This is a genomic window from Spiroplasma apis B31 (genome assembly GCF_000500935.1).
In the GTDB taxonomy this organism is placed as follows: domain Bacteria; phylum Bacillota_I; class Bacilli_A; order Mycoplasmatales; family Mycoplasmataceae; genus Spiroplasma_A; species Spiroplasma_A apis.
Map to the genome: position 1 here is coordinate 785,737 of NC_022998.1, position 22,496 is coordinate 808,232.

Genomic DNA, 22,496 nt, shown 5'->3' on the forward strand with positions numbered 1-22,496 from the left:
TGTTTCAAAGAAAATATCTATCTATAAAAAGTGTTCATAAATGAAAAAAACAAAAAATTGAAGCACAAGTATAAATGCTTGAACATTTTGATAGTCGAATGAAATAACCATATATAAAACTAAAGACGAGATATTACAATTTATTAGGAAGTAATGGTGGATAAAAGCGACAAAATAAAATTAATAGTATTATGGTTCATAATTACAAAAATCTTGCTAATATCTAGCAAGCACAATTTTATTGTCTAAGGACTTGTTAGTCAAAAAGAGTTATTTCTGAAATTAAATATAAACCGTTTTTTTGAGTTATTTGAATTTCATACTTATTAACAATTTTGCCATTTGATACTTTGTATGTAAATTTATTCTTTTGTATTTTAGATTTCGAGATTTTCAAGTTATTGAATTCTTCGGTTATTATTTTATTGTACTCTTCAAGTTCTTGTAAATAAGTTTTTATGTAAGATAGAACTTTAGTTAAAGCGTTCTTTATTCAATCAATGTTTTCTTTTAAAATTAACGCTAAATAATAAAGCGGAGACCCTTCTTTAAACTTTTTACTTGATGAATCTAGTCCTAAAATATTAAAAATGTTTTTTGGATCTTTCAATGCATTTTGCAAAGTATTACCTTCGTATAAACTTTTGAACAATAACGCAACATCATCGAAATTCAAAGTTGCATTAGAAGATTTTACAGATTCATATAAGTCATTTGCAATTTCAGAAATACTTTTTTGCATTAGAAAATCCATTGAGTTATTTTTTTCTTTATTGAAAGTTTTCGAAGGGTTTGAACTAAATAAAGAACTTTCCATAATACTTTTTAAAGGTTGGTTTAATAATTTCTTTATAGAGAAGTTTAAAGTTTGGTTATCGTTATTCCATATATAAGCTATTCAGTCTTCCTTGAATTTGTTTCACTCTTTATCATCAAAAGACTTGATTATATTTTTGAACATATCTGGTAAACTATCCCCTGCCTGTAATATTAATCCAGGAGTAATAAGACCTGACCTTAATAAATTAGAGACGAGATTTTTCTTATCGCCTAAACCTGTATCAATAAAGCATCTCAATAAATAATCAACATTTATTTTTAAATTTACTGTTTTTATATCTATCTCTAAATAATCCTTATTTATTAATTTGCTTAATATCTTTGTTAAGACTTTGACATAACCACCGTTGCTGTCCCCTAAATAACTCATAGCACCGTTTTCATCTTTATTAACATTGCTATTTGCATCATTACCATCAACTATATTTCCAGTTCCTAATAAAATATTTATAATATTTTTTAAAATCACTCCATTTTCATCTTCAGTCATTTTTTTAAGTAATGTCACAAGTTTATTAATATTTATTTTATTTGTTGTAACTTTACTTTTTCTTTTATCCAAAACATAATCGAGACTTAATGGTGATTTTGTTAGTTCATCGGAAGTAAATGAATCGATTGCAAGGAGCAAAGTTCTTACAAACCTTAAAATCTCAGCAATTGTACTCATATTCTTCTCAATATCAAATGCTAACTTTTTTTCACCTTTGATTAAAGAGATCAAATTATCTCCTAACTGATCAATTGCTGGTAAAAAGTTTTTAGCAACGTCATCAGAATTATCATAACTAAATATTTTATTTGAGTTGACATTCAGTAATGTTTCAATCGCATTAGCGAGTCCAATAGCACTAGAATCCATTGCCTGTTGGTAACTCATGTCTTTATAAATATCTGGACTAAAAGCCTTTTCTAAAAGCATCAAGTTCTCATTGCTTACATAATTAGCAACCGAAGCTAATAAATCTGGTTTTAGAAACCCACCAACCATACTTCCGAGACTGGCTAACATTGATGGGTCTATCAATCCATTCAAAATCATAGGTATTAAACTAGAGTATTCATTTATTGAACTTAATGTACTGTTTGATGGTGACAATACGGTTCCTTGATAAATATTATCAGATAATTTTATCTGCTCAGAAAACAAAGAGTTATCGAAAAACTCTTCGTAAACTTCATTGTATTTAGTATCACCAGATAACTCACTAGGTAATTTATCAATACCTAGATCATTGAGAGCTTTGTCTTTTACGAAGTTATTCAAAATATAATTAGTACTGATATGTTCGTTATTTTTGATACTATTTTGATTAAAAAATAATCCTTTTGTAACTTGGGAAAGAACAACAGATAAAGATTCACTATGTTCAAGTACATTTTCATCTTTAATTGTGGTTCTTGATATCTTAGGTCCACAACTAACAACACTTGTTGAAGCTGATGACAATAAGGTAAACGTTCCAATTATCCCTAATAGTTTTTTCACGAAGTTCTCTCTTTTCTAAACTTTTTTTGAAGTACAAGTTAAATTTATAATAAACTAAAATATCCAATAATATAGAAATTCAAAACAAATTTAGATAAATAAAAAAATTTTACCTACATATAAAAAAATCTTACATAAGTAAGATTAATTATTATTCACTTTTAGGTTTTTTGCTAACCAATGTTCTTATCAATTGAGCGATTAATAAAGACCCAACAACACAACCAACAGTGATACCAATAATCATAAATAAGTTTGATTTATTGTATGTTTGGTCCCCTTCATATCCTAAAATTCTCCCTTTATAAGTTACATTGTTTGGATTTTGCTTTATATAATCAGAAAAATTTCTTTTATTCATTTCGGAATAAACTTTTAGAGATCCTAAATAACCGTCCATTACATGACCCATTTCGTGATTTAATGTACAAAAAATGTTCGGACTACTTCATCAACCTTTTTGGTATTGATCATTCAAGCTTGATGACTCATACATATTCATTGATTTACTAGAAAAAATCAAAAAAGCACTGGATGACGAAACTGCTAAACTTCTATTACTTTTATTAACTACAAACTTAGTTAAGGTGTAGGCCATTGTTGATTCTCCAGCATCTTTTAAAGGAAAATCTCGTGAAATTATAAAACCTCATAAATAATATAATAAATAATATTCATCACCGTACTTACTCAATTTTATTGATATATTGAATAAATCCAATGTTTGAGATTTGAGTTCATCTACTTTTTCAGTGCTTCAGTTATAAAATTTACCTAATCTTTCGATTGAATCACTTAATGCTATATTAGCGCCTGGATTTAATTTGTATTTGTTATTTGAATAACTATCGTTATTTGTAACTTTTAAATAATAATCATTCATTTTATCGAAACTTTCAAACATGACATTTTCTTTTTTAAAAGTTTTAAATTCTTGGATAGATTTATCGCTAGCTTTTGTGAAAGAGTCATTCATAATTGTACCTAGTGAATTATAGGAAAAAATGCCAAAAAACTTTTTAACTTCATTATCAATAAGATAAGATGAAGTGGCACCATAGTTGGTATCATTAGAACCATTACCAATATAATATTGAGCACTTGCTAATAATGCATTTTGACAATATTTGATTGAATCATTTTCACCAATACTTCTTAAACCAAAATTTTCACTTTTATAAAGCAAATCCTTATATGATAAATCATTTTCACTCTTAGTTTTTTTTGTGTCATATGAAATATTAGAACTAATTGTACTTTGATCAATTAATGCTTTTATATTATTTCAATTAGTATCATTTATTACACCAGAATACTCATTTTTAATATTATTATAAATTTTTAAAAAATATTCATTCAATATTTCTCATGACTTATTTTTTGCAGTATCCTCAGTAGTTGTTCATTTAGAATAAGCCTCAGCAAAAAATTCTTGGTAAGATGACATACCATAAGCTGATATATTAATTACACTTGATATTAAAGACATATAAAAATAATCATCTTCATTATTTTTGTAAATATCGAATAATCTGCTTTTAAACTCTCTTAATAATTTATTTGCATCTTCATTTTCTTTAATATTTGAGTGCTTATAAATAAAATATTGTAGACTTTTTCCGCCCCACATGAAGTCATTAACATTCGAAGAACCTTCTTGTCCTTCTGCAAAGTTTTTGGTAACCACTTCATCTTCTTTATTTGAATTTAGCTTCGTTATAAAAATAATAATTGGAGATAATAAAATGAAAGATAATAGATATATCCAAAATTTTTTAAACATGTTTAAGCCAACTTTCTTTGGTTTTTTTATCAAACTAATTGATTTTATTTATAAACTCATCGAATTTTATAGTTTTGTAGTTTCAATTTGAGAAGTCGTATTCAGATTCTTTAGAATCGTCATCTTCATTTCTTTCAACTTTGTTTTCCACTACTTCAACTTCTTTGTTATTATCATTAGTTTCTTCATTAAAATTACTATCATTTGCTTCGTTTGATAAAATAGTATCATTGTTTGTTGTCTCATTTAAAGTTGTCTCTTCATTTTCGTTTGAGACATTATCAAAGTTATCTACAGTTAATGTGTCAAAATCTGCACTTGATACATCGTCAAAGTCAACAACATCAATTTTAGAGTTTTCTAAAATCTTATTAGCAGTTTCGATAGTAGATGACAGATAATCTTCATTTTTTGATTTAACAACGTGTTTATTTTTAACAAATATACTTTCTAATGGATTAATAAAGCTATTATCTTTATTTTCTGATAAAAATGAATTTGTTTTATTTGAATAATCATTTGCTACTGTATTATAGTTTTGATTTATACTATTTGGAAATGGTTGATTATTTTTATTCATATAATCTTGATTTGCTATGAAAGTAGCAGAACCTTGATTATGAGAAGCTAATTGAGCTCCAAAAAAATCATTTCTAGGCGAGTAACTAGAGTTTGTTGAGTGATTATTATTGAATGATAAACCATTATTTATATCATAATATGATTGATTAGAAAAATTACTATTAACTAATCCCACATTTTGATAAACATTGTTTATTTGCGTAGAATAAAATAAACTTTTTAAATAATAATCGTTTTTCATTAATGTTTGATAAAAATTATTAGTATGTGCATTTAATGAATCACAAAAGTTTTTAGCTTGATTAAAATCATTAAATACATAATAAAAACAACCATTTGCATCTGTTATAAAGAACAATGAACTTGATCCCAATACATAATACATATAAATTCCATCCTTCATTTCATTTCATTTTTATTTATTTTATACTAAATTTTTTATTATGTCGTTATTTTTTGCATTTGCTTCTAATGCTTTATAAATTGATTCAATATTAACTGGTAACTTTACCAAGTTTAAGATTGGTGCAGTTTCTTTAAGTGAGTATAAAAATACTCAATTGATTTCTTTTGAAGTATTTGTAGCAATAACAAGAGAGTTTTCAAACTCATCATATTTAAATGTTTTTAACCCTTTTTCTTTTAAGAATGCTTTCAATTTAGGTAAATTAATTTCATCAGAGAAGAAAACTTTATATTTAGAATACATATCAAGTTGTAGTTTTGATCCCGTAAAAAGTAATTTTCCTGCTTCAACAACTATATAATAATCAATTAGGTCATTTACTTCATCAATGTTGTGTGAAGTCATAATGACAGTCTTGCCAGCGTTTTTGTAATCTATTAATAAATTTCTTACTTTATTTCTTCAAAACGAGTCTAGATTGGCTGCTGGTTCATCTAAAACTAAAACATCAGCTTCTTTTATCAAACAAAGAATCAAACTTAATCTATTTTGCATCCCTCAAGAGTATTCTTTAAGTTTTTTTGTTTTATCTTTTCATAAATCAAAATACTTCAATCAGTAATCAATTTTAGCTTTGATTTCTTTCTTAGGAATTCCCATTATTAAACACATTTGTTTTAAGTATGGAATTGCTGACATTTCGAAAAGTGAGAAATCAAGTTGAGTATAAAGACTAATATCTTTATTTCCGTAAAAGTGTTTACCGCTTTTTTTTGAAAATCCATTAACCGTTACTTTTCCATGAAATGTTTTAATAGCTCCAATTATGGTGTTGATGATAACCGATTTACCACTTCCAGATGATCCTAAAATAGCTGTAAATTGACCTTTTTTTATACCGAAACTTAATGGACCTATTTTGTGGTTTCTAAATTTTTTTACGTATTCATCAAAATGTATGATTAAGTCTTCCATATTATCTCAAGTCCCTTCTTGTAAATTTCAAACCAGTAATAAACATTAATGTTGCAGCAATACCTAATTGAACACCTATAAATATAATAGGATTCAAGAAATCATTATAAGTTTCTTTTTTTATAGCACCGTCATCATTTAAATTAAAGGTATATTGAACATAAGGTAAAAATAAGTTGTCTTGATTGTCTAAAATTATTTTTGAACTACTGTATGGACTAAATCAAAAGTCCTTAAATGAGTATCCAGAAAAATAAGTATATGTACTTCAAGTTCCAAAAAATGGACTTACATAAGAGAATATTTCAAGCGCATCTCTTCCAGATTTATAAGTTTTTCATTGACCTTGCTCTTGAATTACAGGGTTTTCTGTTGCTATTTGGTAGATAGTTGCATAATCAACCAAGTATTTTTCTACTATATTTGCAGCTAACATAAGTGGGAAATACATATTATTTTCCATAAAACTTGCTACTTCAGTACTTGATGAAACTGTTAAATCAGTTGGAGAAGCCGCACTTGTAAAGTAATATTTATAAATAGATTTTAAATATGAAGTTGTGAATGTAACTTTATCAAGTTTTTTATTTTTGTTTTTATTTTCCATAAAACTATTAGCTTCATCAACATAAATAAAGTCATTAAATAATTCAGCTTTTTGTTTTTGTAGATCTGGTAAAATTGCTTGTATTGATTTTGAAAAATCATAAAAATCTTTTAAAACATTTTTTTTATTTTGATCTGTTTCATTTAAAATAACGTTCTCTAATTGATAATCGTTAATAAATAAATTCTTCATTTTCATATCTATTTCGATTGGATCGTTAAAATCCCAACCTTTAAGTTCATTTGGAGAATTCATTAAAGTTGCATTTAATTTTTTGAATTCTCTTGTTTTTTCATCTACAAGACCTAACTCTTTTCAATAATTATTTAGTCTTTTTTCAATAGTATCTTTACTTGAAAATGTTCCTTTTTCAAACTTATTTTCAAGTATAAAATCATTAAGAGATTTTGCCAAATAATTGTATTTAATATCTCCTGAGTTAATATATTTTTGCAAATTGAATGTTTCATATAAAGAAGAAACCGTTAACTGTTGTGATCTATTTGTATTCTTCATGTTAAAAACTAATAATTCATTTTCTTCTTTAGTTTTTAAAAATTTTAAAGGTAGATTTGCTATAAATGAGAATGATAATAATAATGTTGAAGCAATCATTGTTATTTGAGGTGTTGTTAATAATAACAAAAATAAAATGAAATTGATTAAGCAAACACTAACCACAAATGTATAAAGTAGGAAAACTGTTGTTTTTCTAAATAAAACATTATTAACCTCAAATTGATTCATAATTAAATAATTAAAATTTATAATAAAATAACCAAATAATACATTTGCTCATGAAACTATAACTATCAATGATCATTGAGCTATAAAGAATTTTTTTCTTGACACTTGATTTGATATAACAATATACATTGTTTTATCTTCAACTTTCCTATTAAAGAAAAACTGTAGTCCCCTTAGTATTATTATAAAAAGTAGACTTGATATGAAAATTAATGTGTAGTAATCAAAAGCAATAACTATTTCTTTTCCAGATTTCAAAAATGATGTGTAAAAAGAAAACCCTATTGAGAATATTGAAACTACTAAATTTAATATTACAAATGATTTTTCTAAAACTACAGATTTAAAAGAAAATTTCAATAGTAATCAAAACGATATATTTCAAACCTTCTTTTCATTTTTATTCAGCACAGTTTTTTCCTCCTTGATACTCTTCTAAAATAAAAATTTAACATATTTTTTAAATTGACTTTATAATATTATTAATTTATCTTTAAATATATTAATTTATACTTTTTATCCCTTATATTATAAATGAAAAACACTATATATCATAGTGTTATTTTTAATTACCTAAATTCCATATGTAAATAAATTACTAAGGTAAAAAATCTTTTTAAAAAATTTCTGAGCATAAAAATATTCACTTATTAAACTAAGTGAATATTTTTTTAATTTATCACTTTGATTGATTTAATTTTTGATACTTGCATATTAGTTTTTTTAGAAAGTTCAATTCTATTAAAGTTCTTTACAAAAAATCTTGAAGTAAATATTGTTTGATAATTATCTGCAAATAGTTCTATTGAAGAAGAATCAATAAATATTTCTACAATTTGTTCTTTTAATTTTCTTTTAGCAAATCGAGGATTTTCGTAATCTCAATCTACAATTTCTGAACCACAATCTCGGTCAAGCATAATTTCTTTTTCTGAAAAACTTATAACAACATTTTCACCTTGGTCGTTTGAAATTTTAATTTCCAAAATGTCATCAAGTTCAAATTTAAGGTGGATGCTTTTGTTCACTTCTAAATTATCATCAAAGATTGTTTCAGTTTCTGATAATGCATTCATTGTAAATCCAATATATGGTTTTTGTATAAGATTATCACCTTCAACCGATAGTTCTCTTGGTATTGTTAACATAGAATGTCAAGAATATTGATCTGTTGGGTATTGAACACCAACAGCTCCCATTCAACCAATCACTAACAACTTGTTATTTTCAAAATATGTTTGAGGTGCATAAAAATCATGTCCATAGTCCATTGTTCTGGGTTCGAATAATTCATTTAACTTAGTATCATCAAAATCTAATTTTTCAATCAATGTATAAACAACATTTCTGAAACCATTCAATTCATATTTATCATCTTCTTTGATTCAACCTTCTGATGACATTATAAATAAGTATTTATCTCCAACTTTATCTAAATTTGGACATTCTCACATATAACCATAATAATTGTTATTAGATTTTAATGTAGCTTTATATTCAAATTGATCTTCGTTTATCATTTTGTATATAGCCAAACCACCATCCTTGTCATCACTAGATTGAACACCAAACAACATATATTTTTGTCCTTCGTATTCAAATATTTTCGGGTCTCTAGCATGAGGTGTAAATTTAGTTGCATCCCATTCAACAGCAATTTTTTTATTTGTTACAACACCGTTGATTAAATCTGCAGAGATTTGATGTTCTTTTGCAATATTATTTGATTCATCTTCAATATTTCCAGTATAGTATAATTTAATCTTATCTCCCAAGTCGATAGCACTTCCTGAAAATGCCCCATTCATTTCAAATTCTTCTTCTGGCACTATTGATACGCCATGGTCTTCAAAATCTATAAAATTTTTAGTAGTTAAATATCGTCAGTGTTTTAAACCATGGTAAGGCTGGATTGGTGTTCATTGATAATGTATGTGGTGTACTCCATCTTTATAAACTAAACCATTGGGATCATTTAATAGTCCGTTTGGTGGTGCTATGTGATAAGTTGGTCGGTAATATATGTCACTTTCAACAAGCTTATTAGCTTTTTTATATTCATCTTTTGGTATTTCGTTGTATTTTGTATTTAATAATTCATCATTTTTTTTCATATTAACTCCTTACGATTCATTTCGTTTTTTGATAGGGATTGGTGCAAAATCTCTTTCTAGTACTTTTTTTGTTGAAATTTTGAAATAATTTAATCTAGAAAGTAAAATAGTTGCTAGAAAAGTAGTTATTATTGTTGCTCCAAGTGCTACAGCCATCCATAAAAATCCTGTTCCTGGTCATGTTTCAATACCAAATGATGGTGCAGCAGTCAATGCTTGAGGAATTGTTGATAAAAATATTAATAAAGAGGCCGCACCCATTGTGGTAATTACACCTGAAGCTGTAGTTATCAAGATACCAACAGTGGCACCAATACTTGTTGCTATAACAGGGAATAAAAATCTAAGTGAAATACCAAATAAAGCAGGTTCGGTTGTTCCACCAATATAAGCAATCAAATATGATGGAATTGCTTCTTTTTGTAATTCTTTATTACTTTTATGTAGTAAAGAAAAAGCAAAAACACTCGTTGCGACAGCAACATTTAGTTGTGTGAACATTGGCATAATAGAAGTAGCTTGATAAGTTGCAAATTGTTGAAGGTTTATAACAACAAATATTTGAATAAATCCAGTAACAACTAACCAAGGTAAAAGTAAACCAAATATTGGATTGAAAATATACTTTGCTATTTTATTGGTAGTTCCTCATAATACTCCGATATTCATTCCGTAAGTAATCATCATTCCGATTGGTGCTAATAACAATATTCCTACAAAGAAAGAGATTATTGTTACCATCGGAATACCTATAAGTTCCTTTATCACACCATATTTTATTTTTTTGACTAATCTTTCAATATAAACTGCTAAAAAACCAATCATTACAAGAGGAATGATTTGACCTTCGTAAGAAATTTTTCAAGGATAACCACTGGCTAACTCCCCAAAAGACAATCCTTCTCCCCCTTTAGAGGTAATTCAACTAAATAAAGGTTGATCGGATTCCATAAACTTTTGACTTACATATAGGTCTTTGGCACACAATGAAACTCCAATGCAAATACCAATTGCTTGACTACCATTCATCATTTTAAAAATTGATCATGGTATTAGAATCGAAAACGCTAATGTTAAAGCATTCTGCAAAGTAACCAACATTTCACCAATTATTTTCAATGTCGAGCCTTGTCCAGAAAGCTTTTGACCATTTATTTCTATCACATTAAATATGTTAGAAATAGTCGAAACAATTGCTAAGGTTATTAAATATGGAATTAATGGTGTTATCAAAACACCAATTCCGTCCATTGTCGCCTTGAAAAAGTTTTTCTTTGTAGTTAATTTAACATCAAAAATATTTGTCACTTTTCGCAGGGAAATACCCAAACTTCTTAGATATTCTTTATTAATCGTGTTCAAATCACCTTCAACTATAAGTTGAATTATATTTTCTTTGATAATTGCACCTTTTACAAATGATATATTTTCAACATCATTGATATTTATACCCTCGTTATTCTTAACAACAATTCTCATTCTTGTTGAGCAACGATTAATACTATCAATATTTTCAATTCCACCTAACAGTTTTGTTAAAAGAATGTAATCATCGCTATGAAGACTTTTTTGTTTGAACAGTTTCATAAATTCAATCCTTGCTAAAGTAATTTATTAACATAATTAAAACATAAAATTCATATATTTATGAAAAAAATAACTTTTTAGTGTTTTTTTTCAATGTTAAAAAATAAAAAAATGAGTTGTAAAAACTCATTTTTAGGTACTTATTAGAAATTAAACAAACAGCGGAAGAAAATCACGCATGAAATGTCCAAAAATATCAAAAAACATTATTTTAGTTATGCTACAAGTTTGTTTTATCATATTTGGATATTTTAATATTTCTACATAAATATTAATTTCGAACTCATTCAAAGTGTTTAAAAATCTTACTGGACTTGATTGCAATGAAAATTCCATTTTTTCAAATCCTATATTATCATCTCTACCTGAATAAAGATTTAATATCTCATCAATATTATTCTTGTCATCATCAGATAACTCCATCAAATAAGAAATAGTGTCCTCATTGCTAGCTCTATAAATGTATGAATTGGGATTAAATTTTAAAAATATATTTATATTTTGCATGTTTTTATTTTTAAAACTTATTTTAAACAAATCTTTTATTACCCTATAATTTTCTTTTACCAAAAATCTTGCATCTTTTGGTGCATAAAAAAGAATATCTTGGCACCCCTGTTTATTTAAAAAAATGTTTATTTGTTTCATCATTTCTTTTTTATTCATAGCAATTCTCCTAAATATGTATAATTTTATCATTATTAGCACCAGTTTATAAAGTTTTATAATAACTACAACAGGTAATAAATTGAAAAAATAAATTTATTTTAAAATTGAAAATTATTTTTAACTAGTGTACCTTAAAATGAAAAAAAACATTGTTCTTGGAAAATTACGATTTTTAGGGGTTTTTTAACGTGTTTCACAGTAATGCCATTTATGAGTGGTGTAAAAGTAACATAGATAGTGTTATAATAGTGACACTATCTCGGTAGTACAATATAAAGTAGACAAAATGATAGTTTACATTATCAACTTTATAGAATTACTATCCAAGCATAGTATTTTATGACGACCTAATTAGTTATCTATAAATGGCTTATAAATAATGTATCAATAATAATTTTAAAAAATTGATATGGAAGTTATAGGTGGAAAAAGATGAAAAGTATCGAACTAGTTATACCAAAAGTTAAATTAAGTAACTCAGAAGCTTATTTAGCTCAATATATTAACCAAAATCCTGAAATATTTATTACAGAAAAAATAAATGATATCGCAAAAAAAGCAAATGTGTCAACTTCTACGATCACAAGATTGTCTAAGAAGCTTGGATATCAATCATTAAAGGATTTTCAATTAGAAATATCAAATAAACATAACTTTGCAAAACAAAATTATGATTTTATAGACGAAACAAATACAAACGCCATAATAAATAACTTAAAGCTTTATCATTCATATTCATTAAATGAAACTTTTGATGACTTAGATTCAAAAGAGATTGATAAGTTGGTCGCAAAAATGAAAGTAGCAAACAAAATTTTATTGTATGGTGTCGGAACTAGTTACATGGCTTGCCGTGAACTAGCTAATAATTTAGAAAAAATCGGTATGGATATAATCCTAAATACGAATTATCATCAGCAATTGTTACATTTTGCGAAGCTCGACCAAAATAGCATGGTGTTGCTAATTTCTAAAAGCGGAATGTCTAAAGAAATTCAATTTTTAATACAAAAGTCTAAAGAAAACAACATTCAATGCGGACTAATTACTTCTTCACTAAGTTTTAAAAATGTTGATAAAGTTGATTATCTCCTTAACTTTAAAACATACGAAGATAATCAAAAATTAACATCAATTTCGTGTAAATTATCTCAACTAGTTGTAGTGGACTTAATTTTTATGGAGTTATTTAAAACTAATATAGAACAAAATGCCAAAAATCTTGAAATTGGTTATGATTTGATTAAAGAATGAAATTCTACTAAATAATATTGCATACAATTTAAATATAAAAACCCAGTTTAATTAGGATTAAACTGGGTTTTTATATTTGATAGTTAAAATTTGTACGGATACATTTTTATCAAAAAGTCTTTTCAACCTGGGTTTGGACTATGTTTAGGATATATTTGATTAAACTTAGTTTGCGCTTCATAATAATCAGAACTTTTTATATGACCATTTCTAACTAAAAACATGAATACTATGGAAGCACTTCTGTTGACTCCTCATAAACAATGAACATAAATCTTTTTGTTATTTATATTTTGCTCAATAGTATTGATTGCATCCTTAACTAGATTGATTTCCATTTCTTCAAAAATTGGATAATCTTCAAATTTATAGTAAATGCATTTATCTGCTTCATCATAGAAAGAATTTTTTTCTTTATCTGGTGCCATTTTTAAATATATTTCTTCAGCACAAGATATTCTTAATTCTGTGTCTTTTGGAGCGCTATTCATATCACCTAAGTATAAGTTTTCTATAATTTTTTTCATAAAACTCATCTCCCAAGGTCATTATATTCTTTTATCGGAAAAAACTTTTATTTAATTCTTTTAATTTGTTTCAAAATTACGGTAATAATTTTTCTTGATTAATGAGTTACTTAAAAAGTTGTATAAATATGAAAATCCAATCATGATTCCAATTATTCCTACAAAAGCGATCATAAATCATACATATCCAGGTAGATTCATAGGACCATTATGGTGTACATCTAAGAAAAAGTATGGGTAAAGATGATTTTGAACTTTACCTGAACTATTTAAATAAGAATAATACGATTCGTTTGCATATCTTAATTCCCCACGAACCATTGCAAATATGCAATAACCTAGAACTAGTGTAAATTGAATTCAAAATTTTTTAAGGAAGAATTCATTGTAGCCAACTCTTTGCTTACCAGTCATAAAAAATAATACGTATATTACAAATGCAACAGGTACTATTGCATGATCTACTAAAGTAGTAAATACTGAAAATGCAGATGACGGAAAACCGTTAACTGGAATTAGTACACAATTGTATACTAAGAATGTAATTGTTATCATAGTAGCTAATGCATTAGCTGTTGTATAACTTAATAATTTTGTTTTACCTTCATTTTTGTGTTTGATACCTGAATAAATTAATCATACATGAACAAGTACATTTGATAATAAGGTAAATGTTGTAAAGTAATCTATAGTGTATATCTCATAGTTGTTATAATATGTATCTTTGATTTCACTTCCATCAATTACATTATATAAATAATAACTATATAAAGTTAGAGCTGATAAAATACCAAAAAATAATTTATAGCTCACTTGAAAATTTTTATATTTCATTTTTTCTCTCCTATATTTACAAATTATATATTATATTGTTATTCGAAATACAAGTTGTAAAAGGTTTTTAAAAGTCTAAAATATTTTTATTTTCTTGTAAAAGATAGACTCTTATTCTTTTTGTTTAGTATTCACTTTTTTAGATTTATTTACAACCCTATTTTTTAGATTTAAGTTCTCGTTTTGAGTTAAAGTATTTTTTAACGCTTTCTTGTTTGCCATTTTTTTGAAACTAAAGAAATATATTATATTAACTGTAATAAATAAAATATGTACAGAGACAAAGAAAACAATAACAGACAATATCAAATTAATAATTTCACTCATAAAATCATTAAGACTTTTAGAATTATTGTCAAAGAACGGTGAGTACGGATAAATTATTTCAATTGGTACATCTACGAACTTAAAATCTACAGTATACATTATTAATCTTCCTATCAAAAAAATAGTATATGTCCAAGGATAAATTAAATATAAAAAGAAGCTTTTTGTAAAATATTGTTTTTTAGTAATATTAGATAAATCTATGTTTTTAACACAATAAAAAATCATTAAAGGCGGTGATATCATATGAAAGAATGTTCCTCATACCATATCTAATGGATTGATTGGTTTTTTACTAAGAAGTATTGATGGGAATAGTATAAAAGTATAAGTGACACATGTTACTGTAATATACGAAGTAATTGACAATAGAACTGTTTGATTTTTACAAAATGCTAATTTCTTTTTATAAAATATTCCAGAAAGAAGCAAGAAAACCGCAACAATAAAGTTGCTTTGATAAGTGAAAAAACTAAAAAATTGCCCCTGAAATATTACTACTGAAAAAGGATATTTGATATTACGTAGCCAGTATTGGTTAATCATATGGTCAAGATAAACATAAACTAATCCAAAAATGATCATAGAACCTAGTATTATTTCGAAATAAAATCATTTATCTTTGTATTTATTCATTTATAGTTCCTCAATTAATTTCTTATATTAATGATAATAACATAACTATTTATAAGTAAAAATATTATAAATAAGTCTAGAGAGACGTTTCTATTATAAAAATTAGTTTTTGCAAATAATAATTTAAAGAAATATTAAATTTACAATTTCTAATTCCAATTTTTACTTCTTTTAGTCTTATTCATTTAATCATGATTTACAAATATTCGCACTCTATTAATGAGATACAAGTGCATCAAAATAAATTCCTTTGTTAGTGAGGTTAGCGAATAAACATTGCTTAGAAACTTATTTGAAGTTTTTTACAAAATTATTCTTTGTATCTTCTTTATATAGCACTAATAAAGCATATTTTAAATTATGTTTTTTTTTTTTTTTTAAAAAAAAAAAAAAAAAGCACAGCCTTGCTTCATTTTCCTTTAATAATTTTAAAATTTATTCAGTCTTTTTCTCAACTTTATTTTTCTTTGATTTGTTTTTGATCTTCAACAAATTGACAATAATAAAAAATAAAATTATGACACTTGCTGCCATTGCACAGGCGTTCGCTATGTATAATTGCATGTTTTTTTCTATTAAACCATATGTAAATCACAGTAATGCATTAACAAAGGTTAATAAAAACATAACTAAAGATAATGATTTTGTATCTCTTGATCTTATAACTTTAATAACCTGAGGTAATAGCATAGAGAAACTAGTAGCAAATCCTAATCAGCCTATGACTTCTTTTGCTATGTCCATATAAATACCCCCTTATTTCTATACTACCAAATAGATGCTTTATATGCAAATTGCTAGTGTATAAGGCTACTTATAATGAATTACTATAAAGTTTTTTAAGTTAATAAATTCATTTTTATATCCATCAATGCGATGTTTTTTCTCCTTATTGATTATCACATACAAGAAAAGTTAGATAAAACTGCTAAATAAGAAAAGATACTTCTTTAATTTGAAATCATTTAACGACTAAATTATGATTTCTATAAAGTAAACTAAAAAATAACCTTTTATTTATCAAAGTATTTTAAAATATATAATCTAAATAAAACCGATTGTCTTTTAAAAAACAGTTTTAGTTCTTAAAAATAGAATTAAACATAAAATATATTAAGTTTTTTAATTGAGCTAACAAAAATAGTTTTAAAAAAACTTTTTTTGTTTTATTTATAATTGAAAGTGTTTTTTTTCCAAGAATGTTAATATTATAGCAAATAAATAATAAATTATTTTTTTCTATATAATATTTTATATGGAGAAAAAAATGACAAAAGAACTATTAAAAAAAATTATTATCTCAGAGAATATAAAATATATAAAATTACAATTTACTGATATGTTGGGGTTTCTTAAAAGTATTGAAATACCTGCTGAGAAAATTGATAAAGCATTAGACAATGAAATAATATTTGATGGATCTTCGATAACAGGATTTTCTAAAATAAATGATGCAGATATGTATCTTTATCCCGATTTGAATACTTGATTAATTTTGGAGATGGAATCTAAAAAAGAATATAAAGTAGGAAGACTATTATGTGATGTTTACACTTCAAATAAAACACATTTTGAAAGTGATCCAAGAAGTATTTTAAAAAAATGCATACAAAAAATGAGAGATTTAAAAATAGGAGAATATTTTAATGTGGGTTTAGAACCAGAGTTTTTTTTATTCAAACTTGACGAAAATAATACTCCAATTTTAGAACATACAGATGATAGCGGGTATTTTGGTACGCCTTCAATTGATACATCTTCTTTAGTCAGAAGAGAAATAATGTACGAACTACAAAAGTTAGGATTTAATATGGAAGTCTCTCACCATGAAGTTTCAAGATCTCAACACGAAGTTAATTTTGAATATTCAAATGCCTTGGAAACATGTGATAAATTACAAACTTTCAAAGTACTTGTAAAAGCTGTGGCAAAAAAATATAATATGCATGCAAGTTTTATGCCTAAGCCTCTAAAAGGTATGAATGGTAATGGGATGCACGTAAATTGCTCCATTGCTGACAAAAATAATAATAATTTATTTTATGATTCATCTAAGGAAAACGGTTTAAGTGAGTTGGCTATACATTTTATAAACGGTGTATTAAAACATGCAAAAGATATATCTTTATTAACAAACTCTACAATAAATTCATTTAAACGATTGGTTCCTGGATATGAAGCTCCATGTTATATAGCATGAAGTGATTCCAATAGGTCAACAATGATAAGAATACCAGCCGCCAATGATAAAGCAAAAAGAGTTGAGGTGCGTTCGGTAGATTCAACTTCCAATCCTTATCTAGCTTTAAGCGCAATACTTATGGCCGGAATAGATGGTATATTAACAAAAGAAACTACTCACCAATCAATCAAGAAAAACTTGTTTAGCCTTTCAGAAGAAGAAAGAAAAAATTTAAGTATAGAAAATTTGCCTACAGATTTAAAAGAAGCACTTAATTTTTTTAGAAACTCGGACTTAATTAAAAAAGTTTTTGGAAATGATATTATTGATAAATTCATAACTATCAAAGAAAAAGAATGAAAAGATTACGTTTCAGAAATAACAGACTGGGAAATTAAAAAGTACTTTAACTACTATTAAAAAATGCTAATCATTTTATTGATTAGCATTTTTTATTATTTTGATTTAAATATTTTTTAAAATTGTTTTTTAAACAAATTTATTAAAGTTAGATATATATCATCTAAATCATAACCCAGAATACCCGCATCATTTTTTATAAGATCATAACCACAATCTTTAGCCATTTTGTAAATTTGGTCACAAGTAACTTTCTTATTTTTGTCTTTACCATAAATGATTTCTAATGTATCATAATTATCTAAATAATCAATAGCAAGTCAAGAAACAACAGTGCTATAAAAAAGCTCTTTACCTTTTTTTGATAATTTATTAAAGTTTCTATAAAGAATTTCAAATAAGCGAGTAGAATCAAACTTTGTATCAAAATTTAAAAACTCCTCATTTATAATTTTATATTCGTTTGATATTTTATCTGTTCGTTTTATTATTCGAAAAGTTTCTAGTACATCTAAGTATTGTCTAATTGCTGAAAGACTAACTATTCGCATTTTCTTATCGGTTGGTGTAATTTTAATTCCATTACATACTAGACTATATTGATTGTCTATATACTTTTCTACTTTTATGAAAGGTATGCGTTTACTTGATTCTATAGATGTAAAATTCAAATAAGTCTTATCTATTATTGTTGTTATCTTAGTTTTGACGTTTCAAAATTTATAATCCTCTTTATCTTTAAATAAGTTAAGAATTCTTTGTACTTTATTCAATTTCATAAATATCATTAACCAATATCTTAGCTAACTTTGCACTTCGATCATCTATCATTTTAAAATCAAAGTGGTCAATATCAACTAAGCTTTCGTTTTTATTTGTGAAAGGTATTTTAGCTAACCTTGAATCACTTGCAATATAATTATTAACTTTTATTTTAAAGGGAGAGTTACTTAATTCTGAATTATTTTTAGAATCCAACAATAAAAGATTACCAATTCTATTTAAAAATGCAGCGTGCTTATCTTTTAATTCTTGTCTGTTAAGGTTTTCTTTTTCGTTTAACATTTCTCACCACTCCTGATTTGGAGTTTTAGGCATGATATGTTCTACTGTAGATACTTTAAATATAACTTCTTGACAAGCTTTTGTACTTAAATTTAATCAGTAATTTTCTAGTCTTTTTAAAAATATTACTTTCATGTAATTATTTTGTACATCCCTATTTTTTAATGAATCGATCGCAACGTCTTTTGAAGGCAATTTATTTTCCAACGGTATTAGTAGATGTTCATTTTCTTTAGTTATTTTTGTTTTTCCTGCAAATCATTCTTGTAAATGTTGAGGTAAATCTTGCTTGAAGTTAGAATAATTTTCAAAAAGTTTTAAATATCTTACCAATTTTATCATAACAGCGCCTTTTAATGATTGACCTGTACCTTTAACTTGCAATAACATAATAAATCATCTTTCTATTTGGAATAAACATTTTTCAAGAAGTTGCTCATTAAATAGATGTAGTTTTCGTTCAGCAGAGCTTCAAGAATTGTCAGAAAAAACATCAAATAAATAGAATAAACATATTGAGAAGTCTTTTTCGTCTATGTTGGAAAGAGTTGTTCTAAACTTATAAAACTCACTTGTAATATTTTCATAATCTTTAACTAATTTCACATTTTTATAAATATAAAAATAACGACCTATCTCACTGCAGATAGAGGCGTACTTATCAAAAGTAATATTTTTTTCATTGTAAAACTTTTTAAAAGCTTTTAATAAACTTTTTTTATTTTGTTTTAGATCAATGTTTGTTGTACCTTTAAGCGCAATCTTATAAGTCAAAAAGTTGAAAAAGAAAGCCTCATATTTTTTATTTTGTTCATCTTCTTTACCTTTGAATTTGGGAACTAAACTCAAATTAAAATACTTGTTGTACTCATCTACAACTCTTTTTGAATTTTCCTTAAATACTTTTTGATCGACCATATTATAAATATAATTTTTCAACATATCAAAAGTATCTAAATCTTTTCCTTTCGAGTTAAGATTCTCGAATACTTCCATTTCGTTTATATCATCATCATTAAACCTTATACAAGAGACAATAAAATTATTTGCATAATAATTATATATATCCAAATTTTTTTCTATGGTATAGTTTTTAAACACACTGTAAAAATACTCATAATTTGTTATAACTTGACTTCGTGTGAGTAGCTTCAAATCATTTTTAAACTTGGATGCAATATTATATCCTGTAAGAACCTTATATAAACTGTATATATTATTTTCTGATGTAGAAGTACTATTCTCATATTTAATTTTTATTAAGGCATCTGAATGTAAATCATTTATTTTGTAATCAAATAAGTCTGTTAACTCTGTTGGAATGGATTCAGAAAAATCATCCAGTTCTTTTTGTTTATCTTTAATAACATCAAATATAGCTTTAAAAAGTATTAATGAGGTTGTTACACGTTGTTGACCATCCATTAATCTTACTTCTTTTGTAAAGTTACCAACTTGGCTAGGAAACATTCTACATGCCATCGTTCCAAAATATATTTGTTCATTTGAATCTTTTTTATCAAATAACTGCTCAATTAGTTCTTCACACTCTTCTTTAGTTCATCGGTAGTCCCGTTGATAAGTAGGTATGAAAAAACGTATCTTGTTATTTAAAACGAAATCTCCAATAGATAATTTCTCTGTAATTATTTGATTATTCTCATAATCAAAATCTTTTTTGTCTTTTAAATTCTTCGCCAGTTTGCAAGTATTATAATAAATATCATCATCACAATCCGGCAAGTTTATTTTTGTGTCTTCAAAACTATAAATAATAAAATGTAAAATTTTACGTAAAGTTAAAATGAAATTTACCTTTGAGGTAAATGATAATTGATATTCAACATAAGATAAATCATTATGATGCACACCTACACTTCTTATAGAGTTTAATCATTTGAAAGACGCTAAAATATTTGAGGGTAAGGCATCACTTTTTTTGAGTTTATAAAATAAGTTAAAATTATTTATTAACTCTCCTAATGTTTTTTTTATTCTTTCTTCTTCATTCATCACTTGTTTTAAAAGTTTTTCTAACAACTTAGCTGAATCTACTTGTAAAGTATATTTGTCATCACTTAAAAGACTATCTTCGATAATAGATATTTTTTCATAAACTCATTTGTATTTATGATAGTCTTTCAAAAATTCAAAGTTTTTACTAATCATTTTTAGAATCTCCTCTTTTTTTAATTATTTTGTTAAAAATTGCTACTAAGACATTCACAACTATGGAATTTCCAGCCTGCCTATACAGAACTTCTTTTTTTAAAAAATCATTTTGAAAAATTTTATCTACATCAGCTTCGTGAAAACCCATTAGCAGGTACGCCTCTCTTGGTGTTATAAATCTATACCGCGCTTTTTTTCCTCCACCTAATTTTGTACTTTTCAGATCTATGTTTCCTGCATTAGGGTGCCGGTCTTGTTTAGTTGTTATTGTGCTACAATGAGTTAAATAATATTTATTATCCACTTCATAATATTTATACTTAGCTTGTTGCTCGCGAGAGTTTTTTTTTGTTTTTCTAAGTGTAAATAATAATCTATTGTCATCATACATACGTTTTCTACTAACGGTCCTGTTTGGTATTGCTTTTAGAGCTTCATTTTTATCATTAACATTATCGTAATCAATATGTAAAAGCTCATTTAACTTACGTGAAATATTAATCTCACTTGATATATCTTTTGGTTTATTTTTTTCCGTTATGTATCCATTTTTTTTAAATGTATCATGAAAAACACCATCATCGGCATCCCTTACACTTAGAGCATAAACTCTTTCCCGAGATTGGGGGACACCATACTCTAAGGAATTTAAAACGTAAGTTTGTGTTTTGTATCCAAGACTAGATAAAAACTCAAGTCATTCTTCATAATCTTTTCTATGTCTTTTAGAAATCATATTTTTCACATTTTCTAGTAATAAATATTTTGGTAGTTTTTTTATATCATCAAGTTCAATTAATAATCTTTCTATTTCTCACAATAATCCACTTCGTGTATTTGAACCCTTGGCCATACCTTGGTTAAATCCGTGGAAACTACCAGCAACACTAAGATCTTGACACGGGAAGGAATAAGTTAACATTTGAAATTCATCAATGTTCTTTATCAAATCTTCGCCTTTAATTTTTGTAATGCTGCCTTGATTTTTAGAATTAACAATAGAACTATAAAGAAGTTCTTTTACATTTCTTTGTAACCCAATAACGTTTTTTGGTGACATAGGTTTTTTAGAATCCCTTGAGTGTTCAAACTTCAGAAGAAACTCATCTAATTCATCTTCACTCAAATTCTTAGCTATATTTTTATTGTTATGATGAATTGCGTTATAACTAATGTTTGCTCAAATATCTCATTCACTAGTTCCAGCAATTTCAAATTGATAATCATTTTTTAAATATTCTTTTAAAATGGAGATGGCTTTGTGTTGTGCGCCAATTCCTGCAAATGTTTCAAATACTCTTATTTTATTCATAAAAAAAATTACTCTATCTAGAAAGAGA

Annotated in this window: 17 protein-coding genes; 2 read left to right on the forward strand and 15 right to left on the reverse strand. The window is 25.9% G+C overall.

Annotated elements, in window-relative coordinates:
* Nucleotides 1-256 precede the first annotated feature (256 nt).
* From SAPIS_RS03405 to SAPIS_RS03440, 8 genes are all read right to left on the reverse strand, one after another.
* Nucleotides 257-2,329 (reverse strand): MOLPALP family lipoprotein, encoded by a 2,073-nt coding sequence (locus SAPIS_RS03405; protein ID WP_023789667.1) that lies wholly within the window; start codon nucleotides 2,327-2,329, stop codon nucleotides 257-259.
* Nucleotides 2,330-2,480: 151 nt separating this feature from the next.
* Nucleotides 2,481-4,112, reverse strand: coding sequence for a hypothetical protein (locus SAPIS_RS03410; RefSeq protein WP_023789669.1), 1,632 nt, complete (start codon nucleotides 4,110-4,112; stop codon nucleotides 2,481-2,483).
* Nucleotides 4,113-4,146: 34 nt separating this feature from the next.
* Entirely contained in the window at nucleotides 4,147-5,079 is a 933-nt protein-coding gene (locus SAPIS_RS03415) for a hypothetical protein (protein WP_023789671.1), read from the reverse strand.
* Between the two features lie 39 nt (nucleotides 5,080-5,118).
* Complete coding sequence (locus tag SAPIS_RS05215) at nucleotides 5,119-6,075, reverse strand: ATP-binding cassette domain-containing protein (protein ID WP_023789673.1); 957 nt, start codon at nucleotides 6,073-6,075, stop codon at nucleotides 5,119-5,121.
* Nucleotide 6,076: 1 nt separating this feature from the next.
* Nucleotides 6,077-7,840, reverse strand: a complete 1,764-nt coding sequence (locus SAPIS_RS03425) for a hypothetical protein (protein WP_023789675.1) — start codon at nucleotides 7,838-7,840, stop codon at nucleotides 6,077-6,079.
* A gap of 260 nt (nucleotides 7,841-8,100) precedes the next feature.
* Complete coding sequence (locus tag SAPIS_RS03430) at nucleotides 8,101-9,543, reverse strand: glycoside hydrolase family 32 protein (RefSeq protein WP_023789678.1); 1,443 nt, start codon at nucleotides 9,541-9,543, stop codon at nucleotides 8,101-8,103.
* 9 nt (nucleotides 9,544-9,552) lie between these two features.
* Nucleotides 9,553-11,130, reverse strand: a complete 1,578-nt coding sequence (locus tag SAPIS_RS03435; RefSeq protein WP_023789680.1) for a PTS transporter subunit EIIB — start codon at nucleotides 11,128-11,130, stop codon at nucleotides 9,553-9,555.
* 150 nt (nucleotides 11,131-11,280) lie between these two features.
* On the reverse strand, nucleotides 11,281-11,796 hold the full coding sequence (locus SAPIS_RS03440) for a hypothetical protein (protein WP_023789682.1): 516 nt from the start codon (nucleotides 11,794-11,796) through the stop codon (nucleotides 11,281-11,283).
* A 435-nt stretch (nucleotides 11,797-12,231) separates the two neighbouring features.
* On the opposite strand from SAPIS_RS03440, the gene SAPIS_RS03445 reads away from it, so the two are divergent.
* Nucleotides 12,232-13,068 (forward strand): MurR/RpiR family transcriptional regulator, encoded by an 837-nt coding sequence (locus tag SAPIS_RS03445; protein ID WP_023789684.1) that lies wholly within the window; start codon nucleotides 12,232-12,234, stop codon nucleotides 13,066-13,068.
* 68 nt (nucleotides 13,069-13,136) lie between these two features.
* Here the strand turns inward: SAPIS_RS03445 and SAPIS_RS03450 are convergent, their stop codons facing one another.
* From SAPIS_RS03450 to SAPIS_RS03465, 4 genes are all read right to left on the reverse strand, one after another.
* Nucleotides 13,137-13,580 carry a dual specificity protein phosphatase family protein gene (locus SAPIS_RS03450; RefSeq protein ID WP_023789686.1) on the reverse strand — a complete coding sequence of 148 codons (444 nt, stop codon included), beginning with the start codon at nucleotides 13,578-13,580 and terminating at the stop codon, nucleotides 13,137-13,139.
* 60 nt (nucleotides 13,581-13,640) lie between these two features.
* Nucleotides 13,641-14,414, reverse strand: a complete 774-nt coding sequence (locus SAPIS_RS03455; protein WP_023789688.1) for a Pr6Pr family membrane protein — start codon at nucleotides 14,412-14,414, stop codon at nucleotides 13,641-13,643.
* A gap of 111 nt (nucleotides 14,415-14,525) precedes the next feature.
* Complete coding sequence (locus SAPIS_RS03460; protein ID WP_023789690.1) at nucleotides 14,526-15,377, reverse strand: Pr6Pr family membrane protein; 852 nt, start codon at nucleotides 15,375-15,377, stop codon at nucleotides 14,526-14,528.
* A 435-nt stretch (nucleotides 15,378-15,812) separates the two neighbouring features.
* Nucleotides 15,813-16,121, reverse strand: a complete 309-nt coding sequence (locus SAPIS_RS03465; protein ID WP_023789692.1) for a SemiSWEET family sugar transporter — start codon at nucleotides 16,119-16,121, stop codon at nucleotides 15,813-15,815.
* A gap of 523 nt (nucleotides 16,122-16,644) precedes the next feature.
* On the opposite strand from SAPIS_RS03465, the gene glnA reads away from it, so the two are divergent.
* Nucleotides 16,645-17,979, forward strand: a complete 1,335-nt coding sequence (gene glnA, locus SAPIS_RS03470; RefSeq protein WP_023789694.1) for a type I glutamate--ammonia ligase — start codon at nucleotides 16,645-16,647, stop codon at nucleotides 17,977-17,979.
* 56 nt (nucleotides 17,980-18,035) lie between these two features.
* On the opposite strand, the gene SAPIS_RS03475 is transcribed toward glnA, so the two are convergent.
* Genes SAPIS_RS03475 through dcm form a run of 3 tightly spaced genes read right to left on the reverse strand, consistent with a single transcriptional unit; the run spans nucleotide 18,036 to nucleotide 22,468 of the window.
* Nucleotides 18,036-18,698, reverse strand: coding sequence for a hypothetical protein (locus tag SAPIS_RS03475; protein ID WP_023789696.1), 663 nt, complete (start codon nucleotides 18,696-18,698; stop codon nucleotides 18,036-18,038).
* On the reverse strand, nucleotides 18,685-21,153 hold the full coding sequence (locus SAPIS_RS03480) for a DUF262 domain-containing protein (RefSeq protein ID WP_023789698.1): 2,469 nt from the start codon (nucleotides 21,151-21,153) through the stop codon (nucleotides 18,685-18,687). Before SAPIS_RS03480 ends, SAPIS_RS03475 begins: the two co-directional genes overlap by 14 nt.
* Nucleotides 21,146-22,468 (reverse strand): DNA (cytosine-5-)-methyltransferase, encoded by a 1,323-nt coding sequence (gene dcm / locus SAPIS_RS03485; protein WP_023789700.1) that lies wholly within the window; start codon nucleotides 22,466-22,468, stop codon nucleotides 21,146-21,148. The genes SAPIS_RS03480 and dcm overlap by 8 nt, the downstream gene beginning before the upstream one ends.
* Nucleotides 22,469-22,496 lie beyond the last annotated feature (28 nt).